This is a genomic window from Tetragenococcus halophilus subsp. halophilus DSM 20339, assembly GCF_003841405.1.
GTDB classification, from domain to species: Bacteria; Bacillota; Bacilli; order Lactobacillales; family Enterococcaceae; genus Tetragenococcus; species Tetragenococcus halophilus.
Genome location: NZ_PXYA01000001.1, coordinates 568,705 through 584,321 on the forward strand (window position 1 = coordinate 568,705; position 15,617 = coordinate 584,321).

The 15,617-nt window shown below is 36.9% G+C and carries 12 protein-coding genes; 1 reads left to right on the forward strand and 11 read right to left on the reverse strand.

Annotated features, from left to right (window positions below; genetic code table 11):
* Positions 1–4 precede the first annotated feature (4 nt).
* The 6 genes from C7K42_RS02690 to C7K42_RS02715 all read right to left on the reverse strand — a co-directional run bounded on the left by C7K42_RS02690 (position 5) and on the right by C7K42_RS02715 (position 8,338).
* A complete protein-coding gene (locus C7K42_RS02690; RefSeq protein ID WP_103099522.1) occupies positions 5–3,433 on the reverse strand; it encodes a pyruvate carboxylase in 3,429 nt (1,142 codons plus the stop codon).
* Between the two features lie 51 nt (positions 3,434–3,484).
* Positions 3,485–4,666, reverse strand: a complete 1,182-nt coding sequence (locus C7K42_RS02695; protein ID WP_014124897.1) for an FtsW/RodA/SpoVE family cell cycle protein — start codon at positions 4,664–4,666, stop codon at positions 3,485–3,487.
* Positions 4,667–4,669: 3 nt separating this feature from the next.
* On the reverse strand, positions 4,670–4,969 hold the full coding sequence (locus C7K42_RS02700) for an Fpa/YlaN family protein (RefSeq protein ID WP_014124898.1): 300 nt from the start codon (positions 4,967–4,969) through the stop codon (positions 4,670–4,672).
* Positions 4,970–5,274: 305 nt separating this feature from the next.
* Positions 5,275–7,107: a translational GTPase TypA gene (gene typA / locus C7K42_RS02705; protein WP_014124899.1), complete on the reverse strand. Its 1,833-nt coding sequence runs from the start codon at positions 7,105–7,107 to the stop codon at positions 5,275–5,277.
* A gap of 164 nt (positions 7,108–7,271) precedes the next feature.
* Entirely contained in the window at positions 7,272–8,057 is a 786-nt protein-coding gene (locus tag C7K42_RS02710) for an inositol monophosphatase family protein (RefSeq protein WP_069028967.1), read from the reverse strand.
* A 5-nt stretch (positions 8,058–8,062) separates the two neighbouring features.
* On the reverse strand, positions 8,063–8,338 hold the full coding sequence (locus C7K42_RS02715) for a UPF0223 family protein (RefSeq protein ID WP_014124901.1): 276 nt from the start codon (positions 8,336–8,338) through the stop codon (positions 8,063–8,065).
* A gap of 217 nt (positions 8,339–8,555) precedes the next feature.
* On the opposite strand from C7K42_RS02715, the gene C7K42_RS02720 reads away from it, so the two are divergent.
* Positions 8,556–8,786 carry a hypothetical protein gene (locus tag C7K42_RS02720; RefSeq protein ID WP_041591825.1) on the forward strand — a complete coding sequence of 77 codons (231 nt, stop codon included), beginning with the start codon at positions 8,556–8,558 and terminating at the stop codon, positions 8,784–8,786.
* A 54-nt stretch (positions 8,787–8,840) separates the two neighbouring features.
* Here the strand turns inward: C7K42_RS02720 and lpdA are convergent, their stop codons facing one another.
* From lpdA to wecB, 5 genes are all read right to left on the reverse strand, one after another.
* The gene (gene lpdA / locus C7K42_RS02725; RefSeq protein WP_014124902.1) at positions 8,841–10,247 is read right to left on the reverse strand and encodes a dihydrolipoyl dehydrogenase; all 1,407 of its coding nucleotides are present in this window, start codon (positions 10,245–10,247) and stop codon (positions 8,841–8,843) included.
* 7 nt (positions 10,248–10,254) lie between these two features.
* Positions 10,255–11,871 (reverse strand): dihydrolipoyllysine-residue acetyltransferase, encoded by a 1,617-nt coding sequence (locus C7K42_RS02730; protein WP_014124903.1) that lies wholly within the window; start codon positions 11,869–11,871, stop codon positions 10,255–10,257.
* Positions 11,872–11,978: 107 nt separating this feature from the next.
* Entirely contained in the window at positions 11,979–12,956 is a 978-nt protein-coding gene (locus C7K42_RS02735) for an alpha-ketoacid dehydrogenase subunit beta (protein ID WP_014124904.1), read from the reverse strand.
* Positions 12,957–12,958: 2 nt separating this feature from the next.
* Positions 12,959–14,065 (reverse strand): pyruvate dehydrogenase (acetyl-transferring) E1 component subunit alpha, encoded by a 1,107-nt coding sequence (pdhA, locus tag C7K42_RS02740; protein ID WP_061840471.1) that lies wholly within the window; start codon positions 14,063–14,065, stop codon positions 12,959–12,961.
* Between the two features lie 434 nt (positions 14,066–14,499).
* Entirely contained in the window at positions 14,500–15,612 is a 1,113-nt protein-coding gene (wecB, locus tag C7K42_RS02745) for a non-hydrolyzing UDP-N-acetylglucosamine 2-epimerase (RefSeq protein WP_014124906.1), read from the reverse strand.
* Between the last annotated feature and the right edge of the window lie 5 nt (positions 15,613–15,617).

Genomic DNA, 15,617 nt, shown 5'->3' on the forward strand with positions numbered 1-15,617 from the left:
TCCACTATTTTTCTTCGATTTCAATCAATAAATCGCCTGAAGCAATAGGTTCATCCGCTGCTACATAAACATGTTTTACTTCACCATCAAAGCCAGCTTCAATAGAAGTTTCCATTTTCATTGCTTCAGTTACCATAAGTGTGTCCCCACGTTTTACGCGGTCCCCACGTTGAACCAAAACATCTAAAACGGTACCTGACATTGTAGCACCAATATGTTCTTTATTCGTTGGTTCAGCTTTCTTTTTAACAGCTACACTCGTTTTTATAGAGGTGTCTTTTACAACAATTTCACGTCGTTGACCGTTTAAATTGAAAAAGAGTGTACGATTTCCTTCAATATCTGGTTCTCCAATATCATCTAGTCGAATAATTAAAACTTTCCCTTTTTCAATTGTTACGGTAATTTTTTCACCTTGACGCATTCCCTTGAAAAAAGTGGGTGTATCTAAAACTTTAATATCTGCATATTGTTCGTAAGCTTTGCGATAAGCGATGAAAACATCAGGATACATTAAATAACTTAACACTTCATCTTGATTAGGCGTATAACCGATCAATTCTGCTAGTTCGGCACTTACTTCATTGAAATCTACCGGTTTTGCAAAAGCACCTGGACGATCCGTATAAGGTTTTCTACTCTTTAAAATAATTTCTTGTAACTTTTTAGGAAAACCACCGACAGGTTGTCCTAAATCCCCTTGAAAAAGGGAGATGACCGATTCAGGGAAACTGATGGATTCTCCTTTTTCATAAATGTCTTCTTCTGTTAAATCATTTTGTACCATAAACAAGGCCATATCTCCTACAACTTTAGAAGAAGGCGTTACTTTCACAATATCTCCAAACATCATATTTACCTTATGATAGACTTCTTTAATCTCATCCCAGCGGTCGTATAAACCGACCGCTTTTGCTTGTTGTTGTAAGTTGGAATATTGACCGCCTGGCATTTCATGCATATAAACTTCGGTTTGCGGTGCATTCATCCCGCTTTCAAAGGCTTGATAATATTGACGCACGTCTTCCCAATAATGATTTAATTTTTGCACATTTTCGATCTGAATATGTGGTACACGCTCACTATCATCTAAAGCATAGTATAAACTACTCATACTTGGCTGACTGGTACCTCCACTCATTGCACTAACAGCGACATCGACAATATCCACTCCTGCTCTGACAGCTTCAGAGTAAGTCATGATACCATTACCGCTTGTATCATGCGTGTGCAGATGAATCGGTAGATCGACTGTATCTTTTAATTCACTGATCAAACGATAAGCCGCTTGTGGTTTCAACAACCCCGCCATATCCTTAATAGCAATAATATGTGCGCCTAGTTGCTCTAAGTTTTGTGCCATATCTTTATAGTACTGTACAGAATATTTTTGTCGGCTTGGATCATTGATATCTCCCGTATAGCAAATCGCAGCTTCAGCAATTTTGCCGGTATCTCTTACCTCTTGAATACTTTTTTCCATTTGCGGCAACCAATTCAAACTATCAAAAATACGGAAAATGTCCATTCCTTGTTTTGCGGCTTCATTGATAAATTCAATGATCACATTATCAGGATAATTAGAATAGCCTACTGCATTTGAGCCGCGGAATAACATCTGCAGCAAGGTATTCGGCATTTTTTTACGTAAAAGACGTAACCTTTCCCATGGATCTTCAGTTAAGAAACGATAACTCACGTCAAAAGTGGCACCGCCCCACATCTCACTAGAAAACAGCTGCGGAATTCCTTTTTCTGTTTGTCCAGCGATCCTTGACAAATCGTGTGTACGTACGCGCGTAGCTAGTAAACTTTGGTGAGCGTCACGGAAAGTTGTATCTGTCAACAAAACATTATTTTGTCGACGCACCCATTGACTCAGTTGGTCTGCTCCTTGTTGATCTAAAATATTTTTAGCGGTTTGTTCATTCTTTGCATCTATAAGATTTTTCGGCAAACGTGGGGCTTCATAGAAAGGCTTTTCTTGTTTTTCAATACCAGGAAAGCCATTAATCGTAATTTCTCCAATATATTTCATTGTTTTATTTCCGCGATCTCGAGTAAAGGAAAATTCGAATAATTCAGGTGTCTGATCGATAAAGGTAGTCGTCATTTCTCCTGAACGAAATTCTGGATGGGAAATAACGTTTTTTAAAAACGCCATGTTTGTTTTTACACCACGAATACGAAATTCTTGAATACAACGAGCCATTTTGGCAATTGCTTGTTCAAAACTTGCAGCGTGTGTACATACTTTGACCAGCAAAGAATCAAAATAAGGCGTGACAACCGCTCCAGCATAAGCGTTTCCTACGTCTAGTCTTACCCCAAAACCACCCGGAGAACGATAGGTATCTATTTTTCCAGTATCAGGCATAAAATCGTTCAATGGGTCTTCTGTTGTGATACGACACTGAATAGCGGCTCCTTTAAATGTCAGATTTTCTTGCTTAGCTAAGCCAATATCTTGATGAAGATCTTTACCTTGAGCAATTAAAATTTGTGTGGTCACAATATCTACATCAGTGATCATTTCAGTAATTGTATGTTCTACTTGCACACGTGGATTGACTTCAATAAAGTAAAATTTCCCATCTTCAACTAAAAACTCAACAGTTCCTGCATTTATATAGCTTACATGTTGCATTAGATCAACTGCTGCTGTACAGATTCTCTCACGTAATTTTTTATCAAGCGAAACACAAGGTGCTACTTCAACAACTTTTTGATGTCTTCTTTGAACGGAGCAATCCCTTTCAAATAGATGAATCACATGCCCATGTTTATCACCTAAGATTTGTACCTCAATATGCTTAGGATCAGCGATATATTTTTCCACATAGATCTCATCACTTCCAAAAGCGGCTTTCGCTTCGCTTTTTGCACGCGCAAAACCTTCACGGGCTTCTTTTTCATCATGAGCTACACGCATACCACGACCGCCGCCGCCTAAAGCAGCTTTAATCATAATAGGATAGCCATTTTCTTTAGCAAAAGTAACAACTTCTTCTTCACCAGAAACAGGTCCATCTGAACCCGGTATCGCTTGAATTCCTGCAGCAACCGCTGCTTGTTTGGCCTTAATTTTATCACCAAAAATATCTAAATGATGAGAGGACGGACCGATAAAAGTGATACCCTCTTCTTCACAACGAGTAACAAATTCTAAGTTCTCAGATAAAAATCCATAGCCAGGGTGGATCGCCTGAGCCCCTGATTCTTTAGCAATACGAATAATATCTTCAATGTCCAGATAAGCATCTATCGGCTTTTTACCTTCGCCTACTAAGTAAGCTTCATCCGCTTTAAAACGATGAACCGAATATTCGTCTTCTTTTGCATAAATCGCTACTGTTTGTATATTTAATTCGACACACGCACGAAAAACACGTGTTGCAATTTCTCCTCTATTAGCTACAAGAATTTTATCCATCCAACCACTCCTTAAAATTTTTTATGGAAAAGCTGAAAAATAAGACAATACTTATTTTTCAGCCTCTTTTTGCTCTATTTCATTCAACATTGCTTTTTTCTTCTCATCAGCACTAATATTTAAGGCAAAGCCAACACAAACCGAAAACATAATTAAACTCGATCCGCCTTGACTAATAAAAGGAAACGTAATTCCACTTAAAGGAATGACACCTGTAATGCCTCCCAAATTAATAAAAATGGAAATTAAAAATAACGCGCCGATGCCGATACACATAATAGAATTAAAAGGATCTTTTGAACGAATGCCGATTAATAAAATACGTGCGATCATATAAAATAAAATACCTAAAATGAGAATTGCTATAATTAAGCCTAGTTCTTCTACCACTATAGCAAAAGCATAGTCAGTATGAGCAAATTGTAAAAAACCTTTTTTTTGAATACTGTTTCCTAAGCCTCTGCCAAACAATCCACCATTAAACAAAGCATAGTAACCATGAATCATTTGATAACCATCGCCATACTCGTCGATAAAAGGATTGCGGAATACAGCAAATCTGGAAAGTACATAATCAGGTAAAAAATACTTACCAATCGTATTGACGCCAAATATCGCCAAAATACTTCCGAAAATACCGATCAAGCCTGTATAAAGTGTGTAAACGTAATTAACACCGCTTGCCAGTAGCATGACAATAATAAGTAAAACAATAATAGCTGCGTTTCCGAAGTCTGGATAAAACATCAAAATCAAAGTTGGAATGAACGCAGCAATTAATGAACCCCTGATACTATATAGAAAATGATGCTGAACTTGGCTTTGTTGTTGCGCTAAAATCGTAGCTAAAAACCATATGATAACGATCTTTAAAAATTCCGCCGGTTGAATCGTCCCCATTCCAGGAATCTGTATCCAGCCGTATGCCCCATTTACTGGACTAAATACAAAAGCAACTAATAACAAAACAATAACAGAGAGTAAGGCGACTGCAACCGTCTTTTTATTTTTTAAAACATTTGTTTTCAGTTTATAAATAAAAGCAATCAGAAATAAACTGATAAGCCAAAATGTTAACTGAAAAAGTGCTTGACGGCCAGGATTTTGACCATTTTCTAATAATACATAAGAAGTCGTACTATAGACCATCATCAAGCCAATAACATTCAAAATTAAATAAGGGATCAGGATTCCCCAATCTAAAAAACGTCTTTTTTTTATTTTTTCAGGCAAGTGCTATACCTCCTTGCCATTTTCAATAGCTTTGTTTTTTTCATATATTTCATTGTATAATTGATTTAAATCATGCTCGAGATCACTAAGCAACTGCTGCCCTTCTTCTTCTGAAATAACTCCTAGGCGCACTGAAAAAGATACTTGCCTATACAAACCATACATTTGTGTATCAACAACTTCTTCAAATGCTTTGCACTGAGAAATACAAAATTGGTTTTGCTGATTTTTAATTAACATTTTGATACGATCAGCCTCTTGATAAAGCAAATCTAATGCTAATTCCGGAGAAATAGATTCCATTATATTCCCTCCTATTCTTACGTTTTACTATTATAGCACAAACTTTATCTAAATTGGGCAGTTGGTTCTAGCATTTCATAATAAATTAAATAATTTATTTAAAAGTTTATCAGAAGAAGCATTACAAGGAAATAGAGAATTAGTAAGATTTTACCTACTTATTTCACACTACTCTTTGAGTAGTTCTGAATAAGAACACTGTTTATACAATAAAATGTTCTTATTAAAATTTAGATACATCTTTTTTATGAATTCTTCATAAAAAAACCAGAGCCTCAATAAAAGGCTCTGGAATTTTTTTACTTTTAAGCTTTCTTTTGTTTTTTAGAAGCTTTTGCTCGTTCATTCGTATTTAAGATTTGTTTACGTAACCGAATATTTTCTGGCGTTATTTCACAATATTCATCTTCATTAATGAACTCAATAGATTCTTCTAAAGTCAAGATGCGTGGTTTCTTGATGGTAGAAGTTTGGTCTTTGTTAGCCGAACGAACGTTAGTCATTTGCTTACCCTTGGTAATATTTACAGACAAATCATTTTCCCGTGAATTTTCACCAACAATCATTCCTTCATAGACTTCAGTGTTAGGCTCTACAAAAATCTCGCCACGTTCTTCAAGATTCATAATAGAATAAGCAGTAGCCTTACCCGCATCGATAGAAACTAATGTTCCATGATTTCTACCAGCAAGTTGCGCATTAAGCATTGGCAAATATTGATCAAAAGTATGGTGCATAATGCCATAACCACGTGTCATGGATAAGAATTCATTGTTATAACCAATTAAACCACGTGATGGCACTTGAAAGATCAACCGTACTTGCCCATTTCCGCCGTTGATCATATCTTGCATTTCACCTTTACGCAAGCCCAATGATTCAATAACAGATCCCATGTATTCTTCTGGGGTATCAATTTGCACACTTTCAAATGGTTCGCATTTCACACCATCAATTTCTTGTTCAATAACTTCCGGACGAGAAACTTGAAGTTCATAGCCTTCTCTACGTAAGTTTTCAATCAAGATAGATAAATGAAGTTCACCACGTCCAGAAACTGTCCAAGATTCTGGTGTTAAAGGCTCCACTCGTAATGAAACGTCAGTCTGTAATTCTAGCATTAAACGTTCTTCAAGTTTACGTGCTGTAATATACTTACCTTCTTTACCTGCAAACGGTGAATTATTAACTAAAAATGTCATTTGCAGCGTAGGCTCGTCAATACGTAAAATGGGTAATGCATCTTGGTGATCAGAAGGTGTTACAGTTTCACCAACGAAAATATCTCCCATACCAGCAACTGCTATTAAGTCTCCTGCTTTAGCTTCTTGAATTTCTTGTCTTTGCAAGCCAAAATAGCCGAACAGCTGACTTACACGGAATTTTTTAACAGTGCCATCCAGTTTGATCAAAGCTACCTGATCGCCAACTTTGATTTTCCCGCGAAAGACACGACCAATACCAATACGACCTACATAGTCATTGTAATCTAATAAGGAAACTTGGAATTGTAAAGGTTCATCGCTGTTATCAACAGGTTCTGGAATATGATCAATAATCGTATCAAATATCGGCGCCATTGTTGCTTTTTGCTCACTAGGATCTTCTGAAAGACTTGAAGTACCATTGATAGCCGAAGAATAGATTACCGGAAAATCTAATTGGTCATCATCAGCACCTAATTCGATAAACAATTCTAACACTTGATCTACAACAAACTGTGGTCGAGCTGCCGGTTTATCAATTTTATTAACAACCACAATGGGCGTTACATTTTGATCTAATGCTTTTTTCAAAACGAAACGAGTTTGTGGCATAGTCCCTTCATAAGCATCAACTAGCAAAACCACACCATCAACCATTTTCATAATACGTTCGACCTCACCCCCGAAGTCTGCGTGGCCAGGCGTATCTAAAATATTTATACGTGTATTGCGATATTGTACGGCAGTATTTTTAGATAAGATAGTAATACCACGTTCTTTTTCAAGGTCGTTGCTATCCATAGCTCTTTCTTGTAGGTCTGTTCTTCCTTCTAATGTTTCAGATTGTTTTAATAGTTCATCAACTAATGTTGTTTTTCCGTGGTCAACGTGGGCAATAATTGCTACGTTACGGATTGTATCTCTATATTTCAATATTCATTTGCTCCTTTAAAAACTAACCAGATTATCCATCAAATTAAATGATAATAAAACTTATGTCTACTTTTAGCGCGTATATTTCTCCCGACAAATCATTATATCAAAAAATCTTTCTGAAAACTAGTGAAAACATTTCAAATATGAAATTTTCTTAATAACTAGCTATTTTCAGTTTCACTCTGTTCAACTAGAGCTCTCATTTCTTTATAAGCCGAAGGCGTTCCCGCCATAAAAAGTTCCCTTCCAGCAAATTTTAAAGGATTCCCATTAATATCGGAAACTTCCATGCCTAGTGCTTCTAACATGATACTTCCTGCTGCATAATCCCAAGGCGCTAAACTTGAAACATAAGCATTTCGTTCTCCTTCAATTAAACCGATTAATTCTAAGCCGGCACATCCGGACATCCGGACACCCATGGACCGTTCAGCCATAATTTGCGCATTATAAGCGTTTTTACGATACATACTCGAATTCATGCCTACTAAACCATCTTTTAAAGACAAATCTTTTGGTACTGTTAGATTTTCTTCATTGATGAAAACCCCAATTTCTCTGCCGCCCCATAAAAGATGATCTTGCATGACATTATAAATAAAGCCTAATTTTCCTTTCCCTTCTTCATAGACACCAATCATAATACAAAAATTTTCTTTTTCTAATACAAAATTTAACGTACCATCAATCGGATCAATAACAAAAACACGCCCAGAAAAGTCAGTAAGACGATCACGACCGTCTTCTTCTGCCAAAATCTTGGCTTCTGGGTCAAAATTATTGATTTGTTCGACTAAAAAATCTTGCACTTTTTTATCAACACTAGTAACTAAGTCTTTACGACCTTCTTTTGTATCGATTGTCATGTCATTTTTAGCGATTTCTTCTTTGACCAAATCTGCTGCTTCTTTTATCCAATTTTTTATTTCATTAATCATAATCTGCATCTAATTCATCCTTTCATTTTTAATTTCTTGTCAGGATGCGCTTTGGCTTCTTGGACTGTTTTATATAATGAGTATCCCGATAGTTTTTCAAACGCTCGACCTAATCTTCTTTCTTCCCCTAGACTCTTAACAACTGTTTTAAAACCATTATAAGCTTCGAGGAATTTCTCAGCAGAAATCCCCTTTTCGTAACTATCTTCTAGGGCTTGCCATAAATTCATAACTAAGACCATTTCTTCTGTTGACCATTCCGTATCTAATGGATATTGATAATCTTGCATATTTTCACCTATTTTCTTTTATCTCATAATTCTAGTGTACCAATAACTAAAAAAATGAACAACTCTCATGCAAACAGTTTGTAAGCAATTTTCATAAAATAAATGACCACTTATTAGTACTATAAAATTTATACACTTTACTTTTCGAACGTTTGTTCGTATAATGGTTATAAGATGACAATTTGAACAAACTTGGTTTATCAAGGAGTGAGTAGAGTTGATAACAATAAAAGGTAAAGTAACAAAGATTAAAGTCATTAAACTTAGCACTCGTCCTCTTATACATTTTAAGGTCAATAATATTAGTTGTCTTATCGCTAGTCATTCGTTGAATTTTTTATACGAAGTTAGAGAAGATAATAATATAGTTATTGCTGGCAATTACAACAATAAAAATCAATTTGTGGTGAAAAAATATTGTGTAGTGGATAAAGTGATGAAGATTTAAAATGAAAAAAATAAGCCTTGTTAGACGTTCCCATCTAACAAGGTTTATTAATTTTTACGTATGAATTGGTAGACCAAGTGCTAACTCGGAAGCATCCATTGTAATTTCGCCTAAAGAAGGGTGTGGGTGAATCGTCAATGCAATATCTTCTGCATTCATTCCTGATTCAATAGCTAAGGCTAATTCCGAAACCATGTCAGATGCGCCAACACCACCTATTTGTGCTCCTACAATAACGTCATCTTCAACAGTAGTCACAAGACGAATGAAACCTTCTGTTTTATTCAAAGAAAGCGCTCGACCATTGCCGGCAAATGGGAACTTGTAAGCTTTAGCATCTAGTCCAGCTTCTTTAGCTTCATTAATAGTCATGCCAACAGTTACAATTTCAGGATCCGTAAAAGCAACGGACGGCATGGCTTTATAATCTACAGCAACTTTTTCGCCTGAAATAGCTTCAGCAGCAATTTTTGCTTCATAACTTGCTTTGTGAGCTAAAGCAGCACCTGGGACAACATCGCCAATAGCAAAGATACTTTTAACGTTTGTACGACCCTGGTTATCTACAGGTAATAAACCATGATCTCCAATTTCTACACCGGCTTGTTCTAGACCCATTTCATCTGTATTCGGACGACGACCAACAGTAACCATGACATAATCTGCTGTTACAGATTCTTGCTTCCCATCAGCTTCGTAGTTAACAGTTACACTATCGCCATTATCAATAGCTTCTTTAGCCATTGCACTTGTAATGATATTAACATCCCGCTTTTTGAAGTCATTTTCAACAAGTTTAACCAAATCTTTTTCATAAGTTGGCAAAATTTGTGGTGTTCCTTCAAGAATAGTTACTTCAGAGCCGAGGTTAGCATAAGCACTACCTAATTCAGCGCCAATCACACCGCCACCGATAATAACTAATTTTTCTGGCACTTGTTCTAAAGCCAGACCGCCAGTAGAATCTATGACACGGCCTCCAAATTTAAAACCTGGAATTTCAATAGGACGAGAGCCTGTAGCCACAATAGCATGATTAAATGTATATGTTTGGGCTGAATCAGGGTGAATGACACGTAAACTATTTTCATCAACAAAAAAAGCTTCCCCTTCGATAACATCTACTTTATTTTTCTTAAGAAGCCCTTTTACACCAGAAGTTAATTTATTAACAACTTGATTTTCTTTCCACTCTTGTGTTTTGCTAAAATCTAAAGTAGCATTCTCTGTTTTTATACCAAAAGCTTCAGAATCTTTAGCATCTTGATAGTGATGTCCTGCAGCAATTAGTGCTTTAGAAGGAATACATCCTACATTTAAACAAACACCACCGATGTTTTCTCTTTCAATAATAGCAACTTTTTGGCCTTTTTGGCTGGCACGGATGGCAGCTACATAGCCACCAGGTCCGGAACCAACCACTACTGTATCTAACTCTATGGCAAAATCTCCAACGACCATTTATTTATCATCCTTCCATTAATAGTAACTCTGGATCATTGAGCAAGCGTTTGATATTATTCATTGCTGTTTGTGCAGTAGCTCCATCTACAATACGATGGTCAAAACTCAATGATAACTTCATCATACGACCCACTACAATTTCACCTTCATCATTTACGATAGGTTCTTGTTTGATCGTACCTACACCTAAAATAGCCACTTCAGGATAGTTAATGACTGGAGTAAACCAAGTACCGCCTACAGATCCGATGTTACTAATAGTAACTGAGCCATCGCGCATATCTTGACCTGACAACTTACCTTCGTGGGCAAGACCAGCTTTTTCGTTGATTTCGTCAGCAATAGCAAACATACCTTTGCGATCAGCTTCTTTGATATTTGGCACATACAAACCATGGTCTGTATCTGTTGCAATTCCGATGTTGTAATAATGTTTATATACAATTTCTTGAGACACATCATCGATAGAAGCATTCAAAACAGGGAATTTCTTCACTGTAGCTGTCAATGCTTTAACTACATATGGTAAGAACGTTAATTTTGTGCCATTTTCTTGGGCAACGGATTTAAATCTCTTACGTTGATCCCAAAGTTTTGTTACTTCAACTTCATCATGTAAAGTAACGTGTGGTGCTGTGTCTTTACTATTTCTCATTGATTTTGCAATAGCTTTACGCGTTGCCGTCATTTTTTCTCGTGTTTCTAAGTCAGACAAGCTAGAAGCAAATGGTTTAGCTGGTGCCGCTTTTTCTTCTGGCTGAGCTGCTGCAGCTTTTTCACCAGTTTCTTGAGTTTGAGCTGCTGTTTCTTTAGAACCACCAGAAATGAAGCTTTCAATATCTTCTTTAGTTACACGACCACCTTTCCCAGTTGCGGTAACCTGTGTAATATCAACATCGTTTTCACGTGCAAACTGACGAACAGATGGCATTGCTAATACCCGTTTATTAGGATCAGAAGCTTCAACTACGCCCGTGGAGCCTGTGGTGTCTGTACTTGCTTCTTCTGTTTTTCCACTAGCAGCTGGAGCGCTTGCTTTAGAAGTGTTATGGCCAGGCGCATCAATTTCTACTAATGTATCCCCTACATTCGCCACAGTGCCTTCGTCTACTAAGATATTTTTGATCGTACCTGTAACTGGAGAAGGAATTTCTTCTACTGATTTATCATTTTGAATTTCAAGCAATGTATCGTCTTCATTGATCGTATCGCCTGCTTTAACCATCCACTTAGCGATTTCACCTTCTGCCATTCCTTCACCAATATCTGGTAATTTGAACTCATAAAAGCCTTCTTCACCAGACTCAGCATCTGATGCTGGCGCTGCAGGTGTCTGTTCTTCTTTAGGAGCAGCTGTGTTGTTACTATCTTCATCTTCATAACCTTCTGCGTCAATTTCTACTAATGTATCACCAACGGCTGCAGTTGTTCCTTCATCAGCTAAAATATTTTTAATTGTTCCTGTAACTGGAGAAGGGATTTCTTCTACCGACTTATCATTTTGTACCTCAAGCAATGTATCGTCTTCATTGATCGTATCACCAGGCTTAACCATCCATTTAACAATTTCACCTTCGGCAATCCCTTCACCGATATCTGGTAATTTAAATTGAAATGCCATTTTGATATCTCCTTTATTTAGCGTTCATTTTACAAACAGACATTTTGAAGAGATAAGAGAAAAATAACTTCTTACTCTTATCTCTAAAAAACATCTTCAATTTTTTATTAGAAGTTTACAGTTTCTCTAACTTTTTCTTCAATGTCTTTTGCATTTGGTAACCAATCACCTTCAGCTTGTCCGAATGGATAAATTGTATCCGGTGCTGAAACACGTCCAATTGGAGCTTCTAATGAAAGGATTGCTTTTTCAGCAATTTCAGAAGAAATATTTGCAGCTACACCTGCTTGTTTTTGTGCTTCTTGCACAACCACAACGCGATTCGTTTTTTCAACAGACGCAATGATTGTTTCATAATCAATTGGAGAAACTGTACGTAGATCAATAACTTCTACGCTGATATTTTCTTTTTCCAGATTTTCGGCCGCCTTCAAAGCTTCACGTACCATAGCAGCATAAGTTACGATCGTTACATCGTTTCCTTCTTTGGCAATCCCAGCTTTATCTAGTGGCACTTCATATTCACCATCTGGAACTTCTTCACGGAATGAACGATAAAGTTTCATATGTTCTAAGAAAACAACTGGATCATTACTTCTAATAGAAGAAATAAGTAAACCTTTTGCATCGTAAGGGTTGGAAGGAATAACCAAACGTATACCAGGTGCTTGAGCGATCAATCCTTCTAAGTTATCAGAGTGTAATTCTGGCGTGTGCACACCACCGCCAAATGGTGCGCGCAGTGTAATTGGTAAGTTACGACTAGCTCCCATGCGATAACGCGTACGTGCAATTTGTCCAACAATTTCGTCCATTGCTTCAAATACAAAGCCGAAAAATTGAATTTCAGGCACAGCTCGAAAGTCTTCTAAAGCTAACCCAAAAGATAAACCCATAATACCTGATTCAGCTAATGGTGTATCAAAAACTCGATCTTCGCCGAATTTATCTTGTAAATCAGCAGTAGCACGGAATACGCCACCGTTTTTACCAACGTCTTCACCAAAAACCAAGACATCTTCATCTTTTTCCAATTCAACAGCTAAGGCATCCGTGATTGCTTGAATCATTGTTTTTTGTGCCATGATTATTTCGACTCCTTCGCTTCGTATTGTTTAATTTGTTCTTGAATATTTTGCGGTTGTTCTTCAAACATATTCTTCAAGAAATCAGTTACTTTTTGTTTTGGAATTTTGTCCGCTTCAGCAATCGCATCTTTGATTTCTTGTTTTGCATTTTCCATAACTTCTTCTTCTTTTTCTTCTGACCAAAGGCCTTTATTTTCTAAATAGTTACGGAAACGGATCAATGGATCTTTCTTTTCCCACTCTTCGTCCAAGTCTTTTGAACGGTAACGGGTTGGGTCGTCTCCTGACAATGTATGTGCACCATAACGGTAAGTTACAGCTTCGATCAACACTGGTCCGTTACCATTCGCTGCCCATTCGCGAGCTAATTTTGAAACAGTATATACGGCAAATGGATCCATACCATCTACTTGGATTCCAGGAATTCCTGCTGCAACCGCTTTTTGCGCAAGGGTGCTAGCAGCTGTTTGGTGTTCACGTGGTACAGAAATCGCAAAGCCGTTATTTTGTACAAAAAATACACCATTTGCTTTGTAAGATCCAGCAAAGTTCAATGCTTCATAGAAGTCCCCTTGAGAAGAACCGCCATCACCTGTATAAGTAAATACTACATTCTTTTTTCCACGTTTTTTCAAACCTAGGGCTACACCAGCGGATTGTACATATTGTGCACCAATAATGATTTGTGGTGGTAAAGCATGTAAATCATCACTATATTCATTTCCCACAACGTGTCCACGTGACCATAAGAACGCTTGGTATAGCGGAAGACCATGTTGTATTAATTGGGGTACATCACGATATCCAGGAAGTAAAACATCCTCTTTTTCAAAAGCAAAATGACTTGCCAATTGACTTGCTTCTTGTCCAGCAGTCGGAGCGAAAAATCCTAAACGTCCTTGACGATTCAAAGCAGTTGAGCGTTGGTCTAATACACGTGACCACACCATTCGACTCATCAATTCAACTAAATCTTCATCACTTAAATCAGGTACCAATGATTCATCTACTATGTTTCCATCTTTATCCATAGCTTGGTAAGTTGGAAATAGCGTATCAACTTCATCTAGCAATGCTTGAAAGTCAATCGTCTTCTTCTTTGCCATCTTGTCACACTGTCCTCTTTTTTTATCAATTGTTTCTATGTTATGGCTCATTATAACAGCAAAAAATTCTGTATTACTGTTTTAACCGCCTACAATTATAAAATTATCATTTTTATTACAAAAATACAAGTAAATTATTTATGAAAATTGTATTATTCCTGTTTTATAGCCCTAAAAAAATAAAGTTTTTTTAAAAAAGTAAACGATTTAGGAAACGTTTGCTTTTATAAAATGAGTTCGTGTTTTTTATCACAAAATTAGTACAGTTTAAAAAAATGAAAGAAACAGATGAATAACCCTTATAAGTTTACTTCCTTTATATTGCGTTATCCAAATCACAAATAATAGCTTTCTTAACAAAAGAAACTGTACAAACACAATGATATGCCTGTACAGTTTCTTTTATGATTAGATATGATATCTAACTTAAATTTTTATATCTTGCTATCATTAAAATAGCTATAAATACTATCTAAAATGTATTCACTTGCAAAGCCATCGCCGTATGGGTTTTTTGCCTGTGCCATAGCTGTGTGGATTCGCTGATCATTCAATAAAATCTTCGTTGATCGATAAACTTCTTCTTCCTGAGTTCCTATCAGTTTTAAGGTGCCCGCGTCAATTCCTTCCGGACGTTCAGTGGTATCTCGTAAAACAAGTACCGGCACACCTAAGGAAGGTGCTTCTTCTTGTACTCCCCCAGAATCGCTTAAAACTAAATAACTGTTAGCGATAAAATTGTGAAAATCAATGACTCCGAGAGGTTCAATCAACTGAACGTTTTTTAAATCAGCTAACTTTTCACTAGCAAGTTTACGTACTTGCGGATTTTTATGCATAGGAAAAACAATAGATACATCGGGAAATTCTTGAGCAATTCGCCGTAAAGCAGAAAATACCTGAATCATAGGTGAGCCCAAATTTTCACGACGATGCATAGTAAGCACCAATTGACGTTGCCCTGCTGATGCTAGAGAAGGCGCATTGTAATCTTTTCTTACGGTAAATTTCATCGCATCAATCGCAGTATTTCCAGTAATAACAATCGCTTTTTCAGGATGATTTTCTGCTAGTAAATTTTGTTTACTTTGTTCAGTTGGCGCGAAAAATAAATCAGCTAATACATCGGTCATCTGCCGGTTCGCTTCTTCTGGAAAAGGGGAGTACTTATTCCAAGTTCGCAAGCCTGCTTCGACATGACCGATTCTGACTTGTTGGTAAAAAGCTGCAGTCGCTGCCGCAAAAGTAGTCGTCGTATCTCCATGAACAAGCACTATATCAGGCTGTTCTTTTTGTAAAATCGGCTGTAAATCTAATAAAACTTTTGTTGTGATATCTGTCAACGTTTGACCTTGAGACATAATATCTAAATCATAATCAGCCTTGATATCAAAAATTTGTAATACCTGATCTAGCATATCTCGATGCTGCGCAGTAATTACTGTTTTTGCGGAAAAACGCTCATCTTTTTTTAATGCGTTGACAACCGGCGCCATTTTGATTGCTTCTGGCCGTGTGCCAAATATCGTCATTACTTTAATTGGCATCTCTT

Coding starts and splice junctions, on each gene's coding strand:
- C7K42_RS02690 (WP_103099522.1), bottom strand. CDS start 3,433: ATGGATAAAATTCTTGTAGCTAATAGAGGAGAAATTGCAACACGTGTT.
- C7K42_RS02700 (WP_014124898.1), bottom strand. CDS start 4,969: ATGGAATCTATTTCTCCGGAATTAGCATTAGATTTGCTTTATCAAGAG.
- C7K42_RS02710 (WP_069028967.1), bottom strand. CDS start 8,057: ATGCAGATTATGATTAATGAAATAAAAAATTGGATAAAAGAAGCAGCA.
- C7K42_RS02715 (WP_014124901.1), bottom strand. CDS start 8,338: ATGCAAGATTATCAATATCCATTAGATACGGAATGGTCAACAGAAGAA.
- lpdA (WP_014124902.1), bottom strand. CDS start 10,247: ATGGTCGTTGGAGATTTTGCCATAGAGTTAGATACAGTAGTGGTTGGT.
- C7K42_RS02730 (WP_014124903.1), bottom strand. CDS start 11,871: ATGGCATTTCAATTTAAATTACCAGATATCGGTGAAGGGATTGCCGAA.
- C7K42_RS02735 (WP_014124904.1), bottom strand. CDS start 12,956: ATGGCACAAAAAACAATGATTCAAGCAATCACGGATGCCTTAGCTGTT.
- pdhA (WP_061840471.1), bottom strand. CDS start 14,065: ATGGCAAAGAAGAAGACGATTGACTTTCAAGCATTGCTAGATGAAGTT.
- wecB (WP_014124906.1), bottom strand. CDS start 15,612: ATGCCAATTAAAGTAATGACGATATTTGGCACACGGCCAGAAGCAATC.